Annotated in this window: 22 protein-coding genes; 13 read left to right on the top strand and 9 right to left on the bottom strand. The window is 60.4% G+C overall.

Going from position 1 to position 21,611, the window contains the following annotated elements:
- The first annotated feature begins 22 nt into the window (after nt 1–22).
- The gene (locus tag EFD56_RS22200; protein WP_004675735.1) at nt 23–406 is read left to right on the top strand and encodes a hypothetical protein; all 384 of its coding nucleotides are present in this window, start codon (nt 23–25) and stop codon (nt 404–406) included.
- Between the two features lie 7 nt (nt 407–413).
- Nucleotides 414–1,238, top strand: coding sequence for a TrmH family RNA methyltransferase (locus EFD56_RS22195; RefSeq protein ID WP_037141027.1), 825 nt, complete (start codon nt 414–416; stop codon nt 1,236–1,238).
- Between the two features lie 106 nt (nt 1,239–1,344).
- Here EFD56_RS22195 and EFD56_RS22190 read toward each other — a convergent pair whose 3' ends face one another.
- Both EFD56_RS22190 and EFD56_RS22185 read right to left on the bottom strand, forming a co-directional pair.
- Entirely contained in the window at nt 1,345–2,505 is a 1,161-nt protein-coding gene (locus EFD56_RS22190; protein ID WP_037141025.1) for a coiled-coil domain-containing protein, read from the bottom strand.
- Nucleotides 2,506–2,722: 217 nt separating this feature from the next.
- Nucleotides 2,723–3,310: a DUF1134 domain-containing protein gene (locus EFD56_RS22185; RefSeq protein WP_004675728.1), complete on the bottom strand. Its 588-nt coding sequence runs from the start codon at nt 3,308–3,310 to the stop codon at nt 2,723–2,725.
- 193 nt (nt 3,311–3,503) lie between these two features.
- Between EFD56_RS22185 and chpT the strand changes: the two genes are divergently transcribed.
- Both chpT and EFD56_RS22175 read left to right on the top strand, forming a co-directional pair.
- Entirely contained in the window at nt 3,504–4,151 is a 648-nt protein-coding gene (gene chpT, locus EFD56_RS22180) for a histidine phosphotransferase ChpT (protein ID WP_037141023.1), read from the top strand.
- Nucleotides 4,152–4,270: 119 nt separating this feature from the next.
- Complete coding sequence (locus EFD56_RS22175) at nt 4,271–4,633, top strand: response regulator (RefSeq protein ID WP_004675721.1); 363 nt, start codon at nt 4,271–4,273, stop codon at nt 4,631–4,633.
- A gap of 221 nt (nt 4,634–4,854) precedes the next feature.
- Here EFD56_RS22175 and ctrA read toward each other — a convergent pair whose 3' ends face one another.
- A complete protein-coding gene (gene ctrA, locus EFD56_RS22170; protein ID WP_007533606.1) occupies nt 4,855–5,556 on the bottom strand; it encodes a response regulator transcription factor CtrA in 702 nt (233 codons plus the stop codon).
- Between the two features lie 436 nt (nt 5,557–5,992).
- Between ctrA and EFD56_RS22165 the strand changes: the two genes are divergently transcribed.
- Complete coding sequence (locus EFD56_RS22165; RefSeq protein WP_009991379.1) at nt 5,993–6,343, top strand: hypothetical protein; 351 nt, start codon at nt 5,993–5,995, stop codon at nt 6,341–6,343.
- A gap of 215 nt (nt 6,344–6,558) precedes the next feature.
- On the opposite strand, the gene EFD56_RS22160 is transcribed toward EFD56_RS22165, so the two are convergent.
- The gene (locus tag EFD56_RS22160; protein WP_037141019.1) at nt 6,559–6,837 is read right to left on the bottom strand and encodes a GNAT family N-acetyltransferase; all 279 of its coding nucleotides are present in this window, start codon (nt 6,835–6,837) and stop codon (nt 6,559–6,561) included.
- A 140-nt stretch (nt 6,838–6,977) separates the two neighbouring features.
- Between EFD56_RS22160 and EFD56_RS22155 the strand changes: the two genes are divergently transcribed.
- Nucleotides 6,978–7,445 carry a paraquat-inducible protein A gene (locus EFD56_RS22155; RefSeq protein ID WP_126906323.1) on the top strand — a complete coding sequence of 156 codons (468 nt, stop codon included), beginning with the start codon at nt 6,978–6,980 and terminating at the stop codon, nt 7,443–7,445.
- 19 nt (nt 7,446–7,464) lie between these two features.
- Here EFD56_RS22155 and sciP read toward each other — a convergent pair whose 3' ends face one another.
- Complete coding sequence (gene sciP / locus EFD56_RS22150; protein WP_007533628.1) at nt 7,465–7,740, bottom strand: CtrA inhibitor SciP; 276 nt, start codon at nt 7,738–7,740, stop codon at nt 7,465–7,467.
- Nucleotides 7,741–8,106: 366 nt separating this feature from the next.
- On the opposite strand from sciP, the gene EFD56_RS22145 reads away from it, so the two are divergent.
- On the top strand, nt 8,107–8,376 hold the full coding sequence (locus EFD56_RS22145; RefSeq protein ID WP_126906287.1) for a hypothetical protein: 270 nt from the start codon (nt 8,107–8,109) through the stop codon (nt 8,374–8,376).
- A gap of 297 nt (nt 8,377–8,673) precedes the next feature.
- Here the strand turns inward: EFD56_RS22145 and EFD56_RS22140 are convergent, their stop codons facing one another.
- Complete coding sequence (locus EFD56_RS22140; RefSeq protein ID WP_037141015.1) at nt 8,674–9,399, bottom strand: sugar transferase; 726 nt, start codon at nt 9,397–9,399, stop codon at nt 8,674–8,676.
- Nucleotides 9,400–9,989: 590 nt separating this feature from the next.
- Entirely contained in the window at nt 9,990–10,787 is a 798-nt protein-coding gene (gene cysQ, locus EFD56_RS22135; protein ID WP_012484988.1) for a 3'(2'),5'-bisphosphate nucleotidase CysQ, read from the bottom strand.
- A gap of 536 nt (nt 10,788–11,323) precedes the next feature.
- On the opposite strand from cysQ, the gene EFD56_RS22125 reads away from it, so the two are divergent.
- From EFD56_RS22125 to EFD56_RS22100, 6 genes are all read left to right on the top strand, one after another.
- Nucleotides 11,324–12,226, top strand: coding sequence for a branched-chain amino acid ABC transporter permease (locus EFD56_RS22125; RefSeq protein ID WP_012484986.1), 903 nt, complete (start codon nt 11,324–11,326; stop codon nt 12,224–12,226).
- 4 nt (nt 12,227–12,230) lie between these two features.
- A complete protein-coding gene (gene livM / locus EFD56_RS22120) occupies nt 12,231–13,622 on the top strand; it encodes a high-affinity branched-chain amino acid ABC transporter permease LivM (RefSeq protein ID WP_004675681.1) in 1,392 nt (463 codons plus the stop codon).
- On the top strand, nt 13,622–14,497 hold the full coding sequence (locus EFD56_RS22115; protein ID WP_004675679.1) for an ABC transporter ATP-binding protein: 876 nt from the start codon (nt 13,622–13,624) through the stop codon (nt 14,495–14,497). The genes livM and EFD56_RS22115 overlap by 1 nt, the downstream gene beginning before the upstream one ends.
- Nucleotides 14,497–15,240 (top strand): ABC transporter ATP-binding protein, encoded by a 744-nt coding sequence (locus tag EFD56_RS22110; RefSeq protein ID WP_012484984.1) that lies wholly within the window; start codon nt 14,497–14,499, stop codon nt 15,238–15,240. The genes EFD56_RS22115 and EFD56_RS22110 overlap by 1 nt, the downstream gene beginning before the upstream one ends.
- Nucleotides 15,241–15,259: 19 nt before the next feature.
- Nucleotides 15,260–15,613 carry a DUF6867 family protein gene (locus tag EFD56_RS22105; protein WP_037141013.1) on the top strand — a complete coding sequence of 118 codons (354 nt, stop codon included), beginning with the start codon at nt 15,260–15,262 and terminating at the stop codon, nt 15,611–15,613.
- Nucleotides 15,614–15,733: 120 nt separating this feature from the next.
- Nucleotides 15,734–16,855, top strand: a complete 1,122-nt coding sequence (locus EFD56_RS22100) for a branched-chain amino acid ABC transporter substrate-binding protein (RefSeq protein ID WP_004675671.1) — start codon at nt 15,734–15,736, stop codon at nt 16,853–16,855.
- A 297-nt stretch (nt 16,856–17,152) separates the two neighbouring features.
- Here EFD56_RS22100 and EFD56_RS22095 read toward each other — a convergent pair whose 3' ends face one another.
- Both EFD56_RS22095 and EFD56_RS22090 read right to left on the bottom strand, forming a co-directional pair.
- On the bottom strand, nt 17,153–18,070 hold the full coding sequence (locus EFD56_RS22095) for a response regulator transcription factor (RefSeq protein ID WP_126906286.1): 918 nt from the start codon (nt 18,068–18,070) through the stop codon (nt 17,153–17,155).
- Nucleotides 18,063–21,446, bottom strand: a complete 3,384-nt coding sequence (locus EFD56_RS22090) for a hybrid sensor histidine kinase/response regulator (RefSeq protein ID WP_126906285.1) — start codon at nt 21,444–21,446, stop codon at nt 18,063–18,065. Before EFD56_RS22090 ends, EFD56_RS22095 begins: the two co-directional genes overlap by 8 nt.
- Nucleotides 21,447–21,611: the final 165 nt, after the last annotated feature.

The raw sequence follows: 21,611 nt of genomic DNA, 5'->3' as shown, positions 1-21,611 counted from the left end.
ATTTTTAGAACGGGACGCACAGATGACAGCAATCGAGCCAGACGACCAGGAAGAGAAGCCCCTTGATCCGGCGATGGAAAGTGTCCGGCGCAAGATGGTCCGCCTGCAGATCGTTTCCGGCGCCATCATGTTCGTGAGCCTTATGGCGGTCTTCGGCGCGGTTGTCTACAAGACGATGCGCGAGCCGAAGGAGACGGCTCCCACTGCCGCCGCCTCCGGTGTGCCCGCGGATGCGCCGCTTGCGGCGACCGTTTCGCTGCCGCTGGGTTTCAAGGTGCAGTCGACCTCATTCTCGGCGGGACAGATCCTGTTTTACGGCGAGACCGTCGAGGGCAAGGGCAAGGCGCTGATCTTCGATCTCCGGACCGGCCGCACGGTCGCTGACCTGACCGTCACGGGCAATTGAGGCCGCCATGGCCGCTCCCCCGATCGCCATCGCGAATGCCGACGATCCGCGCGTCGCGGAATTCCGCGACATCCGAGAGCGCGATCTGACCGGGCGTGAAAACCGCTTCATCGCAGAGGGGACCGTCGTGCTTAGAATGCTCGCCGAGGCGCATGCGGAAGGCCGCGGCTTTCGCGCCGAAAAGATCCTGCTGCTGCGCAACCGCGTCGCGGGCATCCTGCCGATCCTGGACCGCTTTCCGGCCGACGTGCCTGTCTATGTTGCCGAGGCTGACGCACTCGCCGGCATCGTCGGTTTTCACCTGCATCGCGGCGTACTCGCGCTTGGCCGGCGGGAGGAGCGTGACGGGGCAGCACTCGTTGACGCCCTGCCGGAGAGGGCGCTGGTCCTCGTCGGCTGCGGCATTTCCAATCACGACAATGCCGGCTCGATGTTCCGCAACGCCGCCGCCTTCCGGGCAGACGCCGTCCTGCTCGACGAAACTTCCTGTGACCCTCTTTATCGCAAAGCCCTGCGTGTCTCCGTCGGATCGGTGCTGCGCGTTCCACACCGGCGTGGCGGCAAGGCACTGGATCTGCTCCTGGCGCTTGCCGAACGGGGCTTTGCCATCTGGACGCTTTCACCGCATGGGAAAACGGACATTCGCGCCATTCCGGCTGCCGCACGCATGGCACTCGTCGTCGGCACGGAGGGGGAGGGCTTGCCGGAGGCGCTGCTTGCCCGCTTTCAAAGCGCGCGCATCCCGCAATCGGACGAGCTCGATAGCCTTAACGCGGCGACGGCGACGGGAATCGCCTTGTTTTCGATGGCCTCGGCCATGGGACGGATCTGACCCTAAAGCACGTCGCGATCTTTCAGATTCGTTCCCCGCGCTTTAGGTCTTTATTTTCTCGCATGAAGTTATCGCAAAGCCGCCGCCCGCTTTTGCGCGACATGCTTTAACGCACCGGATTGGCGATGATGGCGGCCGCCCTGTCGGCAAGGCTGACACGGTCGTTCGGGTTCTTGGTCCCGGCATCCGGCAGCAGCGTGCGGATCGGCGAGGAGGGGCCTTCGTTGAGTGCGGTCAGGGCCACCATATTGGCGGCGATCGAGGCGATCTCTTCGCGGATCGCACCATCACGTCCGGGGACGGACTTTGCCTTCTGCAGACGCTCGGCAAGGGCGGCGCTGCGCTTGCGGGCATCCTCGCCCATCTCAGCCGTCAGCGCGGCGGTATCGAGCATGGGCGCGATTGTGTCTTCAGCTGTCAGTTCCGCCGGCAGGTCCGCCGCCATTTTGGCCAGGCCGGCCTCGCGCAGCACCCGGTTGATCTTGCGGATCTCGGCATTGGCGGCTTTCAACTGCTCCTTCAGCTTGGCGACTTCCTGCTGACGGCGGGCGAGCAGGGTTTCCTTCTCTGCGGCGGAAGCGCTCTCACGCGCGGCCTTATCTTCCAGACGGATTACCATATGCTGCTGCTGCGTCAGTTTCTGCTCGGCATCCTTGGCCCGCTTCTGCAGCAGGGCGACATCCTGGCGTAATGTGTCGCGTTCGTCACGCAGTGCGTTGGCGCGGAATTTCAGGCTTTCCGCCTCTGTGTCGCGCGCGGCCAGGTCGATCCTCAGGCTGTCGGTTTGTTCGCTGAGCTTGCTCAGCCGCGTCCGCATTGCCGCCAGTTCGCTCTCCTTGTTGGCAGCGGATTGTTCGGCAATATGCAGATTGGTCTTCAACTGGCTGATATAGTTCTCGTCCTTACGCAGGCGCGAGCGCTGCTCGGCCGCCTCGACATGCATCTCGCCGATCTGGGCCTGCAAGTCAGCGATATCGGCGGCAAGCCTGCCGGCATCGACGGCAAGGGCATCGTGGCGCAGCTGAAGCGAGAGGGATTTTTCGCGTTCACGCAGAAGGTCCTGGGTGGTGCGCGCGTTTTCGGCGGCATACAGGGCACGCACCATGTCTTTCTGGGCGCGGACCTCTTGCGGGCTCAGCGGCATCGTCGCTTTCAGCCGGTTTTCGGTATACCAGACGATGCGGCGGTGCACGGCCGGCGAAATCAGAAAGACGAGGAAGGCCGCGGTCAGGAAGCCCAGTCCGAACAAGAGAGCGTATTCGATCACGGCGGGGCCATCGATTCGACGTTGATACTAGAACAGGATTTCAGCCCAGTCGGCCTAAGATCTCAATCCCGTTCTCCGTTGGCCGGAACGTGACATCCGAAAACCGATTGCGCGTTCGGCGTCCTATTCCGGGTCATCCGTCATGATTAAGCATGCATGGCGCATCGGGGCAAGGCCGCCGATGCGGGTGGCGGCAGTTTCCAACGGTCCTGCGGCTTCAGAAGGGGTTCCAGGTCGGCGCCTGGGTGATCTTGAGATAACCGACATTGACGCCAAGTCGGGCGCCGACGCCGGTGCGGATCGGCACGACCAGCACGTCGTTGTTCTTCAGCACCGTCATGCCGAAGCCGGCAATCACATAGGCCGAGCCGCTGACGCCGCCGAAACGGGCATAGATGCCATCGATGGAGGGCAGATCGTAGACCAGCATCATGACGCGCGAGCCCTGCCCGCCATAGTCGATGCCGAGCGAGGGGCCCTGCCAGTAGAGCGGATGCTCGCCGGCATTCTTGGTGTTCAGCTGGCCTTCGCCATAGGTGAGACCGGCGATGAAGGCGCCGCCGCCTTCCTGTCCGAGAATATAGCCGTTCGGCAGGCCGTATTTCTGGAAGGCGCTTTCCACCACCTTGGCAAGACCGCCGCTGGCGGAGCCGAAGAAGGAGTGGCCGGTATCGATGATTTCCTGCATCGTATACTGACCGTTGTTCTGAGCGGCGGCCGGCCCGGCGACCATCATCGAGGAGAAGACGAGGGCCGAGAGCAACCTGCAGAAGCCGATGAATCGGTGCGGAAATCGAGGGCGCATGGTGTCATCCGTTCGTCGTTGGTCGGGAGCGGACAACCGCTCGCGTCAATTGCTGCATTTTGCGCCGATGATCTTAACAATCGGTTTACCAAATATGGTGTCATTATGGCACCGAATACGATCGCAAACTTCGCGCAATTTAGATGACGCATATTACGGGCGCGATGAGATTGCCGCCCTTCAGGAGACGATGATGTCCAAGAACCCGAACCTTACCCTGTCCGGCCCGGATCTGGCCGCGCTCCTCTGCAGCCGCGTTTGCCACGACGTCATCTCGCCCGTCGGTGCGATCAACAACGGTCTGGAACTGCTGGATGAAGGCGGCGCCGATTCCGATGCGATGGACCTGATCCGCACCAGCGCGCTCAATGCTTCCGTCCGGCTGAAATTCGCGCGCCTCGCCTTTGGCGCTTCCGGTTCGGTCGGTGCCTCGATCGATACCGGCGAGGCCGAGCGGGCCGCCAAGGATTTTGCGCTGGCGGAGAAGAAAACCGAGGTGATCTGGAACGGACCGCGCGCCATCGTTGCCAAGAACCGGGTCAAGCTGCTGCTTAATCTCTTCCTCGTCGCCTATTCCTCCATTCCGCGCGGCGGCGTGCTCGAGGTGACGCTCGAAAATCCCGAATTCGACGCCAAGTTCACGCTGACGGCCAAGGGCAAGATGATGCGCTTGCCGCCGAAATTCGTCGAGATATCGACCGGCACGATCGAGGAGGCAATCGACGCCCATTCGATACAGCCCTATTACACCGTGCTGCTGGCTGAAGAGTGCGGAATGACGCTCGATCACAGCGCAAGCCCGGACGAATTGGTGTTCAAGGCGGTGATTGCCGCTGACTGAATTCGCTCCGCGAGAGGCGTGTTCAGCCATCCGGTAACGATTCCTTAGCCTGATGGACCTATTCTCTAAGGTTGTAAGAGGCCCACCGTTGCGACGAATGCGGGGGAAAAGGAGCGACCATGCAAAGGTTCATGATCACCGATAATTCGGACATCGTTCGCAAGGTCGGCAAGCGCATTCTCTCCGAACTCGACTTTCTCGTCAGCGAGGCTTCCAATGCCAGCGAGGCGCTGCAGCGCTGCCAGGCGGAACTGCCCGAATATCTAATCGTCGATTCCGGCATGGAAGGCGCGCTCGACCTCATTGCCGCCATCCGCGCCATGGACGGGGGCAAGGACGTCAAGATCTATTACTGCGTCATCGAAGCGGATCTGAAGAAACTGATGGCCGGCAAACGGGCCGGCGCCACGGATTTCCTGCTCAAACCCTTCGATCGCAAGATCCTGACCGCCGTTTTCGGGAACCGCGCGATCGCTGCCTGACGGCAGGCGCATTCCGCCGACATCATCCAATCCCGGAGCGTTCCGCCAAAAAGTGCGGATGCCCGTTGACGCTGCGATTTCGCTTCCCTCACCGAGAGGACCGACTTCAGGTCGAGCAAGGTCTCAGGCCCTTTCATTCACGTTGCCAGCCCAAAACGAAAAATCCCGCCGAAAGGGCGGGATTTCGTCATCCGATAAGGGGGATCGGAAGCGTCGGAAGCTCAGGCGGTTTCCGCATATTCGGTGCCGTCCGGCTCGCGGAGAACGTAACCACGGCCCCAGACGGTCTCGATGTAGTTGGCGCCGCCGGCGGCGTTGGCGAGTTTCTTGCGCAGCTTGCAGATGAAGACGTCGATGATCTTCAGTTCCGGCTCGTCCATGCCGCCGTAAAGATGGTTGAGGAACATTTCCTTGGTCAGCGTGGTGCCCTTGCGCAGCGAAAGCAACTCCAGCATCTGATATTCCTTGCCCGTCAAGTGGACACGCTGGCCGCCGACTTCGACGGTCTTGGCATCGAGATTGACGATCAGTTCGCCGGTCATGATCACCGACTGGGCATGGCCCTTGGAGCGGCGGACGATGGCGTGGATGCGGGCGACGAGCTCGTCCTTGTGGAACGGCTTGGTCATGTAGTCGTCGGCGCCGAAGCCGAGGCCGCGAACCTTGTCTTCGATACCGGCCATACCCGACAGAATGAGAATTGGTGTCTTGACCTTCGACAGCCGGAGAGTGCGGAGCACTTCATATCCGGACATGTCGGGCAGGTTCAGATCGAGAAGGATGATATCATAATCATACAGCTTTCCCAGATCGACGCCTTCTTCACCGAGATCGGTGGTATAAACATTGAAACTCTCTGATTTCAGCATCAACTCGATGCTCTGCGCCGTAGCGCTGTCGTCCTCGATGAGAAGTACCCGCATAATTATCCCCTTTACCGCCGCCGAAAGGTGGTCTGGCCCCCTACACGCTACCGAACAAGCTACGTGATTTGGAAGCTGCCACGAAATGGTTAACAAATTCTGATTCACTCTGGCAAGGAGTATCGAATTTATTAAATAATTTTTCCATTTCTCTGTTTTCCAATAGGAATCTCAAAAAGGCTTTCCTCAATTTTAACATTAGGAAACAGCGCTAAGTGATTCATCCGACTCGCCAATGAAAAGGTTCGAACTTCATGCCGCGGCATTTACCGACCCTTAAATCATCGGGCCTATCATTAACGATGCCCGTAAACGAAAGGTTACCAGCGGTAGGTTTTTGTTAATATCGCAGGAAATTTTTCAGCAAACCGTGTCAAAGCGGCGCGCAGGGCGGTTTCAAGTTGAGCCGGGGTCTCGCATCACGGGAGTAATGCGTATGAAGTCGCGAGAAAGTCTCGTTCGCCTGAAAGAGTTTCAGGTGAACGAAAAACGACGTCAATTGCAGCAGTTGCAGATGATGATGTCCGAATTCGAACGGATGACGAAGGATCTGGAGAGCCAGATCGTCGTCGAGGAAAAGAAGTCCGGTATATCAGACCCGAATCACTTTGCTTATCCGACCTTCGCCAAGGCCGCGCGTCAGCGGGCCGACAACCTGCAGGTTTCGATCAAGGAATTGAAAATGCAGGAAGAGGCGCTGGAATTGGCGCTTGAGGAGATGCAGGCGGAATATGCAAGGGCGTCGGCGCTGGAAGAACGTGACAGCGGCGCCCGAGCCAGGGCGTAAGAGAAAACGTCGGGCGCCGGGTTCGGCGCCCCGGGGATCGCCACAGAGAAGCCATGTATGATGGGCGCGCTGGTCCGTCATACATGGCTTTTGGTGTTTGCCGTTTCCATCTCCCTATCGCCCGACTGGCGCATCGGCGCCAAGATGCGCGGAAGTCGTGGCATCCTCCGCGCGTTTGAAAAGACGCGCGGCGCCAGCCAAGAAAGCAATAGCAATCAGTTCACGACATCGCGCCATTCCGGGTGGTGCTGCGCCTGCGCCTTGAAAAAGGGGCAGAGCGGAATAATCTTCCAGCCGCCGGTGCGGGCGGCCTCCACGGCGTGCAACGCCAATGCCTGGCCGACGCCTTTGCCGCGCAGGGCATCGGGAACGGCGGTGTGATCGATGATCACGAGCTTCGGCGATGTGCGCGAATAGGTCATCTCCGCCTCATGCCCCTCTACCTCGGCCGCATAACGGCCGCCGGAGGCGCTTTCCTCGTTTCGAATGTCCATTGTCTTTCCTCGCAAGGGATGGGGATATTGTCGCCGGCGACGGTGACACGGCGTGGCGATCATGCCAAGCCGGCGAGACAATTCCCGGAGGAGACGGAGTGTTCATGAAAAAGGGTCGGATCGGTGCGAGGTTCGCGTGGATGAAGGCGCTTCCGATGATCCGCCCCGTTCTTCTCGTGGCGGCGCCGTTCCTCCTGGCGCTCGGCCTGCTCTTGCCGCTGGTCCATTTCGAGACATTGTATTTCTTCGATCGGACCTCGTCGCTTGTCGACATCGTCGTCTCGCTCTGGCAGGGCGGGGATGGGCCGCTGGCGGCGATCGTCGCATTGGTCTCGATCGTGCTGCCCATTCTGAAGATGGTTGGGATCGCTGCTGAAGCGACAGGTGCCGGCGGCGGGGCCGGCAGTTTCTTTTATCATCGCGTCGTGCCGCATCTGTCCAAGTGGTCAATGATGGACGTGCTGCTGGTCGCGATCGTCATTGCGGCGGCGAAGACGAGGGGGCTGGCGAATGCTTTCACACAGCCTGGCCTGTGGTGCTATGCGGCCTCGTCAATGATTTCGGGCCTTCTGCACTCCCTGACGGGAGATGCGTCCGGCCCGAAATGATCGTCGATGATGGGTGCGATCAGTGGCGATACTGCTGAATGCGCGTGGTGCGCAGGCCGGCGAGGCCATGGCTGTTGATCGATGACTGCCAGGACAGGAACTCTTCGACCGTAAGCGTGTAACGCTCGCAGGCCTCTTCCAAGCTCAACAGGCCACCGCGAACAGCCGCGACAACCTCTGCCTTCCGGCGGATCACCCAGCGCCGCGTATTCGGCGGCGGAAGGTCCGCGATAGTCAGGGGGCTGCCATCGGGGCCGATGACATATTTCACTCGGGGACGTATCATTTCGGTCATTGGACTCTCTACACAACGCAAGACCACGAGCGCCACTCTAGCCTGCCACATTTAAAAATTGCCTAAGCCCACCGTAAGACTTTGATAACAAATTTAGATGCCCGGGAGTGGCGGATGAATGAGTGTCTGCCCCGCAAGTCTTCATCGCCGATCTTGCTGCATCGGTCCAATTCGTATGATTTTGACGCTTCCTGTCCCTGCCGTGAGCCAAGCTGCCTTCAGCGACATCTCGGCACGAGCTTCTCGTCACCGGCAGCGAGGCCGAACCGTAAGCGGTCAGGCGAGGTCAGAAAGATGAAGCGCGCTTTGACGACGGGGGGGCTTACAGGCTTCGATTTCCAATGCGCGTCGCAGCAAATTTGATTCATGCGACGCACACGAGCCACCGCAAAACCTCGCCAGCTTAGGAGATCGCCGACCTCTTTTATTGCTGCAGGCCGGGATGGTAATGAAGCGGACGATCCTGCCGATCTGCCGTACGGAGGGCGCATTTACGAGGAGGGCGGCCGATCAGGAAATCGCCATCTCGACATGTTCTTCCAGGATGCGGTGACGAATGCGGTCGCCTTCGCATCGTATGATGGTGACCTGAAACAATACATTTTCACCTTTGTCGGGCAGCGGTCCACGCGGTAGCGCAGCCGGTAAATGGCGACGCTCTATGGCCCCAGGCTCTCCGCCGGCAAATCGGATGCGTAGGTTACCCAAAGTGCCGCAGCGTTCTTCGCGCCGCAGAGGAGACGCGCGGCGCTGAGTTGGCTGACGGCAAGAGAGGGGGCGCGACGCGATTCTTCTCGATCTGTCGTCGAACGGATCGCGGGGATATCCGGAAGGAGCGCATGGTAAGCTCGATTCGCTCGACCACCTGCAGGCAACGGCCCGAGCATTCCGGTACCGGCTGCTCCGAGCAGCCGGTCCTTTCTCACAAAAAGCCTAGAAGCCTTTTCCGCCGGCCAGTTCCGACAGGACGGTTCCGACAATGATGCGCATATCCATCAAAATCGAGAAATTTCCGACGTAATAGAGGTCGCTGGCAATGCGGGCGCGGGCTTTGGCCGGACGATCGGTCGGGCCGCGCAGGCCGCGCATCTGGGCCAGACCCGTCATGCCCGGACGCATTGCGTGGCGCTGGTGGTATTCCGGCACAAGCTCTTCGTACAGCATGCCACCCGCGCGCATGCCGATCGCGTGGCAGCGCGGACCGACGACCGACATGTCGCCCAACAGCACGTTCAACAGCTGCGGCAATTCGTCGATGTTCGTACGGCGCAGGATGGCGCCGATGCGGGTAACGCGCGGGTCATTCTTCACCGTCTGAGCAACGCCCGAGACATCGCAGAGATCGGTCCGCATGGAGCGGAACTTGTAGACTTTGATGGCCTTGCAGTTCCTACCCCAACGGGTTTGCTTGAACAGCACCGGTCCAGGGCTGTCCAGCTTGATCAAGAGGGCGACGAGGAGAAGCAAAGGCGCAAGGACGAGGAGGGCGCTCAACGACGAAACAATGTCGAACGCCCGCTTCAGGACAAGATCCACCCACGGCGCCTGCGGCGCATCGCTGTGGATTACAGGGGTCTGGATCTTCAGGCTCGGCTGCTGGCGGCGGCTCGGCCGGAAGGACTCTGTCGAAATGGTGTTGTTTAGTTCCGTGATGCTCAAGGATCGTACTCTGTTGTCTTCGAGGGGCGCGGCGGCAATAGGCGATCAATGGTTTACCCTGTCACCAGGGCTGCACTCAGGTGTTGGTAACCCTACTAAAACGGAAAAATGCGACAATTGTGTAATGGTGTCCAGAGAAATATCGCATCGCAATAAATCTTTCGCACTTGCGTTAAGTTGAGGCAAACTCATGATATTTCGTTAAGAATTGGAATTTCATCAAGGTTTTTAGGCCTTTGACAGGGGCTTCCGGGGTGCTCCGGACGTGCCTTTTCGGCACGTACCGCATCGCCCAAAAGCGCCAATTCTTAATAGAAACCGGGGCGAAATTTTTCCGCGAGAACGGTCGGCTGGTTATCTAACAGTGCCAAAATGTGACAAAACCAAGGCGGGATCGACGAGGTTTTGCAGGTAGAAGGTGTGGGGAAGCGGGCGATTCCCACAGAATCACCTCTGTCACCCGGCCAAGCGAATCAGTCGATGGCCGGCGGAGCTGAGATAGTCGGCACGGGGGAGGGGGCCGAGAAAGCACCAACCTTGTCGCGGTGAAGAAATCTGCCTGCGGCGCTTTCAGCGGTCCTTGCGGGCGGTCACGCGGGTTCGAGGACGCGTTTCCTGCCGCCCCAGGAAATGAAGTTCGGGTTGGCGAAATCGAAATCAGCCGCCGTTCCGGTCTTGCCGTAGGTCAGCGGCGCTCCGTCGAGCGTCACGGTCGAACCGCCGGCGGCGCGAAGCACTGCATCGCCGGCCGCCGTGTCCCATTCCATCGTGCGGGTGAAACGGGGGTAGACGTCGGCCTTGCCTTCAGCCAGCAGGCAAAATTTCAACGACGAACCGATGTTGGTGCACTTGGAAATCGCATGGTCGGCGAGAAAGGTTCCGGTCTCCGGGCTGTTGTGGCGAAGGCTCGCGAGCGCCAGCCGGTCGGCCGGTTGTTCGCGCACGGTGATTGCACTGCGTGCGCCGACGGTGAAATCCTCCGTCACCACGAGTCTTTCGGCGTGGCCGCGTTCTCCCGAGAAGGCAAGCCCGAGTGCCGGCGCGTAGACGATCCCGGCCATCGGAGCGCTGTTCTCGATATATGCGATGTTGACGGTGAATTCCTGCCGCCCGTCGACGAATTCCCGCGTGCCGTCGAGAGGGTCGACCAGGAAGAAGCCCCGACCGCTGATGTCAGGCACCCGGCCGGCGGCGACCGACTCTTCCGCCACAACGGGTATTTCGGGAAAGTCTCGGGCAAGATGCGCAAGGATGATGCGTTCGGCCTCCTCGTCGGCGACCGTGACCGGACTTGCATCCGCCTTCATGGCGACGGGAAAGCCTTCGCGCAAGACCGCTATGATGGCCTTGCCGGCTTCGAGCGCCGCCCTTTCGAATGTCCTCAGCATTGTCCTTTGCCGTTCGCCGCGCGGCGAGCATCCCTTGTCGCTCGTCCGCAAACCATCCCTGTCACCATACTCAATCTAATATGGTGTTTCGCCCCGCGCTCCGCACCCCGATAACGCAGTCTGCGATGCTACCATAAGCTTTCGGTCTTGTCAGACGAAGTTGGCAGCCCGTTCACTGGAATGGGATTCGCAAAAGCGGCGCGCTTCGGGTCCGAATTTGCTCCATCTTCCAATTCTGTGGAATAGCTTACGCCGCAAGGTCTTCACGAAATTTCAAGACGAAATCATCGGATGGTTAATTCGACGCCGGTTTTTGGCTAAAAACAGGACGTGCTTCGCCGATTTTCTGTGGATTTTGGTGCAAAATGCGCCATTTAGCCCTGTTCGAACAAGAATCTGCCGGAGAAAATCCTTTTTGTCTTCACATTTGCAGCGAAACCGCTATGCATTGCGGTCATGAGGTTGCCTGAAACGGGCGACCGAAGAACCAAAAAGAGATGCAGCATATTCGGCTCGCATCCAGGGGAAAACGACATATGGAGTATTTCGTCCAGCAGCTCTTCAACGGGCTGACGCTCGGATCCATCTATGGCCTTGTGGCTATCGGCTATACGATGGTTTATGGCATTATCGGCATGATCAATTTCGCCCATGGCGACATCTTCATGCTCGGTGGTTTCGCCGCTCTTATCGTCTTCCTCGTCCTCACATCCATCTTCGCAGGTCTCCCGGTGGCAATTCTGCTGCTGGCGATGCTTGTCGTCGCGATGCTGATGACGAGTTTGTGGAATTGGACGATCGAGCGCGTCGCATATCGGCCTTTGCGCGGTTCATTCCGCCTGGCGCCGCTGATTACCGCGATCGGCATGTCGATCGTGCTGTCCAATTTCATCCAGGTGACGCAAGGTCCGCGCAATAAGCCGATCCCGCCGATGGTGAGTTCGGTCTACCAGTTCGGCAACATCTCGGTATCGCTGAAGCAGATCATCATCATCGTGATCACCGCGGTGCTGCTGACGATCTTCTGGTATATCGTCAACCATACCGCTCTCGGCCGCGCCCAGCGCGCCACCGAGCAGGATCGCAAGATGGCGGCGCTTCTCGGCGTCAACGTCGACCAGACGATCTCGATCACCTTCGTCATGGGTGCGGCGCTGGCTGCCGTCGCCGGCACGATGTATCTGATGTATTATGGTGTCGCGTCGTTCGCCGACGGGTTCACGCCGGGCGTGAAGGCATTCACTGCGGCCGTTCTCGGCGGCATCGGTTCGCTGCCGGGCGCCGTTCTCGGCGGGCTGATGATCGGCCTGATCGAATCGCTGTGGTCGGCCTATTTCACCATCGCGTACAAGGATGTGGCGACCTTCGCCATCCTCGCTTTCGTGCTGATCTTCAAGCCGACGGGTATCCTCGGACGGCCGGAAGTCGAGAAGGTATAACGTCATGGCAAACATCGAGAATTCTGCAGGCAAGCCCGACGCCGGACTTGTCCGCAAAGGCCTTACCGAAGCCCTTTTCGCCGCCGTCCTGTCACTCGGCATGTTCGTCCTCTATGTCGGTCTGAAGACCGACCAGAACATCAACAACGAGTTGATCATCGTGCAGCGCTGGGGATTGCTTGCAATCTTCGTCGCTGTCGCCGCGATCGGCCGTTTCCTCATGGTCGTTTTCATCAAGCCGAACATCGACCGCCGCAAGCTTAGGAAGGCACGAGAAGGCGATCTCGACATCTCGACCGAGAAGAACTTCTTCCATCGCCATTTCCTGAAGTTCGCGCTGCTCGCGCTGGTGCTCTATCCTGTCGTGATCGTGGCGCTCGTCGGTGCTCAGGGCTCGCTCAAATGGGTCGACAATTTCGGCATCCAGATCCTGATCTACGTGATGCTCGCCTGGGGGCTGAACATCGTCGTCGGTCTCGCCGGCCTGCTCGATCTCGGTTACGTCGCCTTCTATGCGGTCGGCGCCTATTCCTACGCGCTGCTGTCGAGCTACTTCGGCCTGTCCTTCTGGGTGCTGCTGCCGCTTTCCGGCACCTTGGCGGCGCTCTGGGGCGTCATACTCGGCTTTCCGGTGCTGCGCCTGCGCGGTGACTACCTCGCAATCGTCACGCTTGCCTTCGGCGAGATCATCCGTCTCGTCCTCATCAACTGGACTGACGTGACCAAGGGGACGTTCGGTATCTCGAGCATTCCGAAGGCGACGCTGTTCGGCATCCCCTTCGACGCGACAGCCGGCGGCTTTGCCAAGCTTTTCCACCTGCCGATGTCGTCCGCCTATTACAAGATCTTCCTCTTCTATCTCATCCTGGCACTCTGCATGCTGACGGCCTACGTCACCATCCGGCTGCGCCGCATGCCGATCGGGCGTGCCTGGGAAGCGCTGCGCGAAGACGAGATCGCCTGCCGTTCGCTCGGCATCAACACGGTGACGACCAAGCTCACGGCCTTTGCAACGGGTGCGATGTTCGGGGGCTTCGCTGGCTCGTTCTTCGCCGCGCGCCAGGGTTTCGTCTCGCCGGAATCCTTCATCTTCCTGGAATCGGCCGTCGTTCTCGCTATCGTCGTTCTCGGCGGGATGGGTTCGCTGACCGGCATTGCCATTGCTGCGATCGTCATGGTCGGCGGCACCGAGGCGCTGCGCGAAATGGACTTCCTGAAAGCGGTCTTCGGGCCGGACTTCACGCCGGAACTCTACCGCATGCTGCTCTTCGGCCTTGCCATGGTCGTCGTCATGCTGTTCAAGCCGCGCGGTTTCGTCGGCTCGCGTGAACCGACCGCCTTCCTCAAAGAGCGCAAGGCCATATCCGGAAGCTTTACCAAGGAGGGCCATGGTTGATGAGCCCGGTTACCAACACCATGTCGAGCGATACGCTGCTCAAGGTCGAGCACCTGTCGATGAAGTTCGGCGGCCTGATGGCCATCAACGACTTCTCCTTCGAAGCCAAGCGCGGCGACATCACCGCGCTGATCGGGCCGAACGGTGCCGGCAAGACCACTGTCTTCAACTGCATCACCGGCTTCTATAAGCCGACGATGGGGATGATCACGCTCAATCAGAAGAACGGTAAACAGTATCTTCTGGAGCGTCTGCCGGACTTTCGCATCACCAAGGAAGCCAAGGTGGCGCGTACCTTCCAGAACATCCGGCTGTTTTCCGGCCTGACCGTTCTCGAAAACCTGCTGGTCGCCCAGCACAACAAGCTGATGCAGGCATCGGGTTATACGATCCTCGGCCTCATCGGCATCGGTCCTTATCGGCGAGAGGCCTCCGCCGCCATCGAGCTCGCGCGCCATTGGCTTGAAAAGGCCGACCTCATCGACCGCGCCGACGATCCGGCCGGCGATTTGCCCTATGGCGCCCAGCGGCGCCTGGAGATCGCGCGCGCCATGTGCACGGGCCCGGAACTGCTTTGCCTGGACGAGCCGGCGGCAGGTCTCAACCCAAGGGAATCGGCAACGCTGAATGCGCTGTTGCAGAACATCCGCGCCGAAACCGGAACCTCCATTCTGCTCATCGAGCACGACATGTCGGTTGTCATGGAAATCTCCGACCACGTCGTCGTCCTCGAATACGGCCAGAAGATTTCCGATGGCACGCCGGATCACGTGAAGCACGATCCGAAGGTCATCGCGGCCTATCTCGGTGTCGAGGATGAGGAAGTGGAAGAGGTGATCGCAACCGTCGAGCAGCTCGAAGGAGGCGCAAACTGATGGGCGACGAAGTAATGACGGGTCAACCGCTCCTTCAGGTGAACGGCGTCGAAACCTATTATGGCAATATCCGTGCACTGGCCGGCATCGATGTCCAAGTCAACAAGGGCGAGATCGTCAGCCTGATCGGCGCCAACGGCGCCGGCAAGTCGACGCTGATGATGACGATCTGCGGCAGCCCACAGGCTCGCAAGGGCGCGGTCGTCTTTGAGGGCCGCGATATCACCAAGATGCCGACACACGAGATTGCGCGCCTGCGCATCGCGCAGTCGCCTGAGGGACGCCGCATCTTCCCGCGCATGACGGTGCTGGAAAACCTTCAGATGGGCGCCGGCCTCGACAATCTCAAATACTTCGCCGAGGACGTCGAGAAGATCTTTACGCTCTTCCCGCGTCTCAAGGAACGTCACGCCCAGCGCGGCGGCACGCTTTCGGGCGGCGAACAGCAGATGCTGTCGATCGGCCGCGCCCTGATGGCGCGTCCGAAGCTCTTGCTGCTCGACGAACCTTCGCTTGGCCTCGCGCCGCTGATCGTCAAGGGCATTTTCGAGGCGATCCGCAAGCTCAATGAGCAGGAAGGCCTCACTGTGTTCCTGGTCGAGCAGAATGCCTTCGCGGCGCTCAGGCTTTCGCATCGCGCCTACGTGATGGTGAACGGCAAGGTGACGATGAGCGGCTCCGGCAAGGAACTGCTCGCCAATCCCGAGGTCCGCGCCGCCTATCTCGAAGGCGGAAGACACTAGCTCGAAGGGAGAGTTTGAGATGCAGGGACTTTTCTTCGAAAGCGATGACAGCGTCCGTCTCGTCATTCGCGCCCTTGTCGTGCTGATCGGCTTCTGGACGGCCTGGCGGGCCGGCAAGGCGGTTGCAGACGGCTGGAATAATTATCCGCTGGCGGTCGTCTACACCTTCCTGCTCGCCTGGGCGATGCAGTTTCTCCACCATGCCCTGTTCAACGGGCCGATGCTCAGCGCCCTCTATTACGGCATCGATTTCGTGACGCTGCTGGTCTTCTCGACCGCCGGCTTCCGCTTTCGCCGCACCAACCAGATGGTCAACAACTATTACTGGCTGTACGAAAAAACTTCCGCGTTTTCGTGGAAGGACAAACATTGACAGTCCGTTGAAACTAGGCATGAATTGCCTCCAGAGTGGAACCTCTTTCCTGGCGTAGTCAATGGTGGGTAATGCGTCGGGCCTTGGACCGGAACCCGCCCAAAAATTGGGAGTAACAATATGAAGAAGTCTCTTCTGTCGGCGGTGGCCCTGACGGCGATGGTCGCCTTCAGCGGCGTCGCACGGGCCGACGTTCTCATCGCTGTCGCTGGTCCGCTGACCGGCCCGAACGCCGCTTTCGGCGCTCAGCTTCAGAAGGGTGCCGAGCAGGCAGCTGCCGACATCAACGCAGCCGGCGGCATCAACGGCGAGCAGATCAAGATCGAACTCGGCGACGACGTTTCCGATCCGAAGCAGGGCATCTCGGTCGCCAACAAGTTCGTTGCCGACGGCGTCAAGTTCGTCATCGGTCACTTCAACTCGGGCGTTTCCATCCCGGCTTCGGAAGTCTATGCCGAAAACGGCATTCTCGAAATTACCCCGGCTGCTACCAACCCGAAGTTCACCGAGCGCGGTCTCTGGAACACGTTCCGCACCTGCGGCCGTGACGACCAGCAGGGCGCCATCGCCGGCAAGTATCTTGCCGACCACTTCAAGGATGCCAAGATCGCCGTCGTTCACGACAAGACCCCGTACGGTCAGGGCCTTGCCGACGAAACCAAGAAGGCCATGAACGCTGCCGGCCTTACCGAAGTCATGTACGAAGGCATCAACGTCGGCGACAAGGACTTCTCGGCCCTCATCGCCAAGATGAAGGAAGCTGGCGTCTCGATCATCTATTGGGGCGGCCTGCACACCGAAGCCGGTCTCATCATCCGTCAGGCTGCCGACCAGGGCCTGAAGGCAACGCTGGTTTCGGGTGACGGTATCGTTTCGAACGAACTGGCCTCGATCGCTGGTGACGCCGTTGCCGGTACGCTCAACACCTTCGGTCCCGACCCGACGCTGAACCCGGCCAACAAGGAACTCGTCGAGAAGTTCAAGACCGCCGGCTTCAACCCGGAAGCCTACACGCTCTACTCCTATGCTGCGATGCAGGCGATCGCCGGTGCTGCCAAGGCTGCCGGTTCGGTGGATCCTGAAGCCGTTGCCACGGCCATGAAGGAAAAGGGTCCGTTCCCGACGGTTCTCGGCGACATTTCGTTCGACGAAAAGGGCGACCCGAAAATTCCTGGCTACATCATGTACGAATGGAAGAAGGGCGCGGACGGCAAGTACACCTACGTTCCGCAGGGCATGTAAGCCTGACTTCCCTTTTCGGGAGATGAGATCGAAGCCCGGTTCCGACCGGGCTTCTTTGTTTATGGAAGTTCAATGTCCGTCTACGGCAGTGCCGCTGATCTGTTGCCGAAGGGGCTGTCCGATCCAGGCCGTCGCGAAAATCCTCGGCAATTTCGGCAGCGGCTATCCCATGCCGCCGACTAGAACAGGATGATTTTAGGGTCCGGTCGGACTAAAATCTGAATCCTGTTCTAATTAAAGAGTTAGAGCATGATGTCGTCCGAAAACCGCTCACACTTTTCGGCATCATGCTCTCGCTCACATTTCGTGCAGCACATGCGTCGCTTTCACGGCGGCCGATGCGCGGTTTTCGACACCAAGCTTCACGTAGATCTGTTCGAGATGCTTGTTCACGGTGCGCGCCGATAGCCCCAGAATTTCGCCGATGTCGCGGTTGGGCTTGCCCTTGGCGATCCAGAGCAGCACTTCGGATTCGCGCTGGGTGAGCGAGAAGCGCTGGCGCAGCACCTCGTCGTCACTGCGCTGATTGGCAGCGGTGAGGCGGAAGAGATATTCGTCGGGGCCGATCGCGCCGAGGAAGGCGAGCTGCAATGCCGCCTGGCCGGCATGGGCGATCGAGATGATGCCGTCGCGCGCTGCAGCAACGCGGTCGCGCATCCAGCCGGCGATATGGTGGACGACGATTTCCATGCCGTCGTCGCTGCCCATGGCGGCGTTGGCAAGGCGCGTTGCCTGCGGCGTCGACCAATGGATCGCGCCGTCGCTCTTGACCGCCAGCAGATGGCGTCCGGCGGCATCGAGGGCGACGCGGGCGCTCTGGGTCGAGCGGGCATTTCTGAGATGGACGCGAATGCGGGCGCGCAGCTCGTCGATATTGATCGGTTTGCTGAGATAATCGACGCCGCCCGATTCCAGCGCATGCACGACATGTTCGGTTTCGGTCAGGCCTGTCATGAAGATGACAGGCACCTGCGCCACTGCGGCATTCGCCTTCAACCTGCGGCAGGTCTCGAAGCCGTCCATGGCGGGCATGACGGCGTCGAGCAGGATGAGATCGGGCGTGATGCGCTCGACGATGCCGAGTGCTGCCGTGCCCGATGTGGCGATCAGCACGGCAAAGCCGGATTGCTCGAGCGCATCGGTCAGGAAGCCGAGCGCTTCGGGCGAGTCATCGACAAGCAGAACGATGTCGCGGGGCAGGGCCGGCTCAGCCAATGGATTCCACCTTTTCGTCGAAGTCGTGCAGGAAGGTCATGAAGCCGGTCAGATCGAAGGCGGCGACATAAGGTCGAAGAGCCTCGGTGAATGGCCGATTTGCCTCCGCCTTGGCAAGGTCCGAAAGCTTGGCTTCTATGCCCCTGATGTAACCGATCTCGCCCAGCCGCAGCAATTCCTGCACATGGGCAGCGCCAGGGCTCAACAACGGTGCTTCAATCCTGACAGGAACGGCGGGCGTGGCGTCGGCATAGATCCATTTCAGGCCGAGATGCAAAGCGAGCTTGTCGCGCAGCTGACGGATGTCGACCGGTTTGCCTATTGCATCATTGTGGCTGTCGTCGCTGTCGCTCAAGACCGCTGCGTCGCCGATATTGGCCGAAAGCATCACCATCGGCGCCGTCTGGCCGGCCTCGCGCAGGCGTGAGACGAGTTGCCAGCCGTTCATGCCGGGCATCAGGATATCGACGAGAAAGAGATCCGGTATGATGCCGTCGATCAGCGTCAGGCATTCGGCGCCGCCGGCCGCCGTCAGCACGATGAAATCGAGCGGCGCCAGGATTTCGCGCATCATCTCGCGGTGATCCTCATTGTCGTCGACGACGACGATCGTGCGGCGCGGGCCGTCATACCCGACGATACGTTTTTCCTGTGGCGGGGCGGCAGCGCGCATGACGGCCGACAGCATCAGCCGCACGCGAAAGGTCGAGCCCTCGTCCCTCACGCTCGAGACCGAAATCTCGCCGCCGAGCGTGTTGGTCAGCAGCCGGGTGATGGTGAGACCGAGCCCGAGACCCGGCATCGGCCGTACGCTTTCGGCCTCGCCGCGCTGGAAGGGTTCGTAGATGCGGGGCAGGTCTTTCTCGGTGATGCCGCGGCCGGTATCGGCAACGGTGAAGGTCGCCACCTGGCTGCGATAGCCGACATCGAAGGTGACGCTGCCCTGATCGGTAAACTTGATGGCATTGGAGAGCAGGTTGACGAGGATCTGGCGCAGCCGTTTTTCATCCGTGCGGACGAATTGCGGCAGGGTCGGCGAGCGTCGATGGCCGAATGCGAGCCCCTTCGCCTGCGCCTGCGGGCGAAACATCTCGACGATCTGGTCGAGGAAATCCTGGATGTTGATCTCGTTGGAATAGACCTGCAGGCGGCCGGCCTCGATCTTGGAGATGTCGAGCAGGCCGTCGATCAGTCCGGAAAGATGCTCGGCGCTGCGGCGGATGACCTTGATCGAGGATTGGCGCGGCGCAGGGATGGTGTCGTCGCGCTCGAGGATCTGGGCATAACCCAGGACGGCGTTCAGTGGCGTGCGCAGCTCATGGCTGAGGCCGACGACATAGCGGCTCTTGGCGCGGTTGGCAGCTTCGGCCGTCTCCTTGGCGTTCTGCAAGGCGGCGTCGGTCTTCTTGTGGGCGGCGATTTCCTTGAGCAGCAGGGTGTTCTGGCGCGACGATTCCTCCTCGGCGACGACGCGGCTGTCATGGGCGAGCACATAGAACCAGCAGACGACGCCCGATATCACCGAAAAGACGAAGAAGACGACCAGGATGGTGCGGTTGACCACCTCGGCCGTCTCGGGGGAGGCGGCGGCGACCTGATGGGCGATCATCGCCAGGATCGCGCCGATGGCGGCCAGGGCCAGAACGACGGCGATGCCGTAGCGGCCGAGGCGGGTCGTCAACTTGCCCAGAATGGTTTCCGGCAGCAGGACTTTGGCGACGGTGCCGACCTGCGCATTGAAACGGGCAGCCGGCTTGCACATGTCGTGGCAGCGGCTGTCGAGCGAGCAGCAGAGCGAACAGATCGGCGCGGCATAGGCCGGGCACCATGCCATATCTTCCGGCTCGAAAGGGTGCTCGCAAACGGAGCAGGTGATGTTCGTCAGGTTCTTCCAGCTCTGGCGCGGCTTGCGGGCGAGATAGAACTTGCCTTTCGTCACAAAGGCGAGTGCCGGCGAAGCGATGAGCGCGACGACAAGGGTGATATAGGGGGCAAGCGAGGCGGCGAGCGGGCCGAAGGCGCCGAAATGAGCGATCAGCGACACCGTTGCCGACAGCGCCATGGCGCCGAGGCCGACCGGATTGATGTCGTAGAGATGGGCGCGCTTGAATTCTATGCCGGGAGGTGCGAGCCCCAGCGGCTTGTTGATGAAGAGATCGGCGAAGATCGTGCACAGCCAGGCCATGGCGATGATCGAAAAGATGCCGAGCGTCTCCTCCAGCAGCTGGTAGATGCCGAGCTCCATCAAGAGCAGGGCGATCGCGACGTTGAAGACCAGCCAGATGACGCGGCCGGGATGGCTGTGGGTCAACCGCGAGAAGAAGTTCGACCAGGCAAGCGAGCCGGCATAGGCATTCATCACGTTGATCTTCAACTGCGAGACGACGACGAAGGCGGCCATCAGCAGCAGCGCGGCATTGTGCCAGGGGACCATGTAGCCGAAGGCAGTCAGATACATCTGCGCCGGGTCGGCGGCGCGATCGACGGGCACGCCCGAGGCGAGGGTCAGCACCACCAGGAAGGAGCCGGCAAGCAGTTTCGGCGCGCCAATGACGACCCAGCCGGGTCCGGCAAGGAAGACGGCCAGGCGATGGCGCCACTTGCGCCGCGGTTCCGGCGGCAGGAAGCGGAGGAAATCGGCCTGTTCGCCGATCTGTGACATCAGCGCCAGGATGACCGCCGAGGCTGCCCCGAATTGCACCAGATCGAACGCGGCAACGGTGCCTGGCGGGCCGGACGTTTGGCGGATGCCGGCAAAGGCACGCCAGAGATCGAATTTTTCCCAGTCCATGAAGGCGATGAAGAGGAACGGCAGGATATTCAGCACGATCCAGAAGGGCTGGGTCATCAGCTGGAACTTGCTGATCAGCCGCACGCCGTGCGTCACCAGCGGGATCACCATGACGGCGCTGACGATATAGCCGATCCAGAGTGGAATGCCGAGCGTCAGCTCCAACGCGCCGGACATGATCGAGGCCTCGATCGCAAACAGCATGAAGGTGAAGCTCGCATAGATCAGCGAGGTGATGGTCGAGCCGATGTAGCCGAAACCGGCGCCGCGCGTCAGCAGATCGATATCGACGCCGTGGCGAATGGCGTAGCGGCTGATCGGCAGGCCGATCGCCAGCATGGCGATGCTGGCGACGATAATGGCATAAAAGGCGTTTGTGGTGCCGTAGGAAAGGGTGATGGCGCCGCCGATCGCCTCGAGCGCCAGGAAGGAGATCGCACCGATTGCCGTCTGCGCGATGCGCTGGGAGGAGAAGTGGCGGGCGCTCTTTGCGGTAAAACGCAGCGCATAATCTTCCAGCGTCTGGTTGGCGACCCAGCGATTATATTCGCGTCTTACCGGAATGATGCGTTGGCGCGCTGCCATGTCTTCCTTCCGGCATTCCGGTTGGCCTATCGTCTCGGAACAGTTTTGGCGGGATGGGTCAGAAAGGCAAGGGGCGGAGCACTGGCAGATTCATTGAACTGCCATATTTTTGAAGCCGCTCTGTCACACTAGCCCTCTAACTCTCCCGCCGTTCCTCCAACCATT

The sequence above is a fragment of the Rhizobium phaseoli genome, assembly GCF_003985125.1.
In the GTDB taxonomy this organism is placed as follows: domain Bacteria; phylum Pseudomonadota; class Alphaproteobacteria; order Rhizobiales; family Rhizobiaceae; genus Rhizobium; species Rhizobium phaseoli.
Note: the sequence above shows the minus strand (reverse complement) of the source record. Positions and strands in the feature narration are given on the sequence as shown.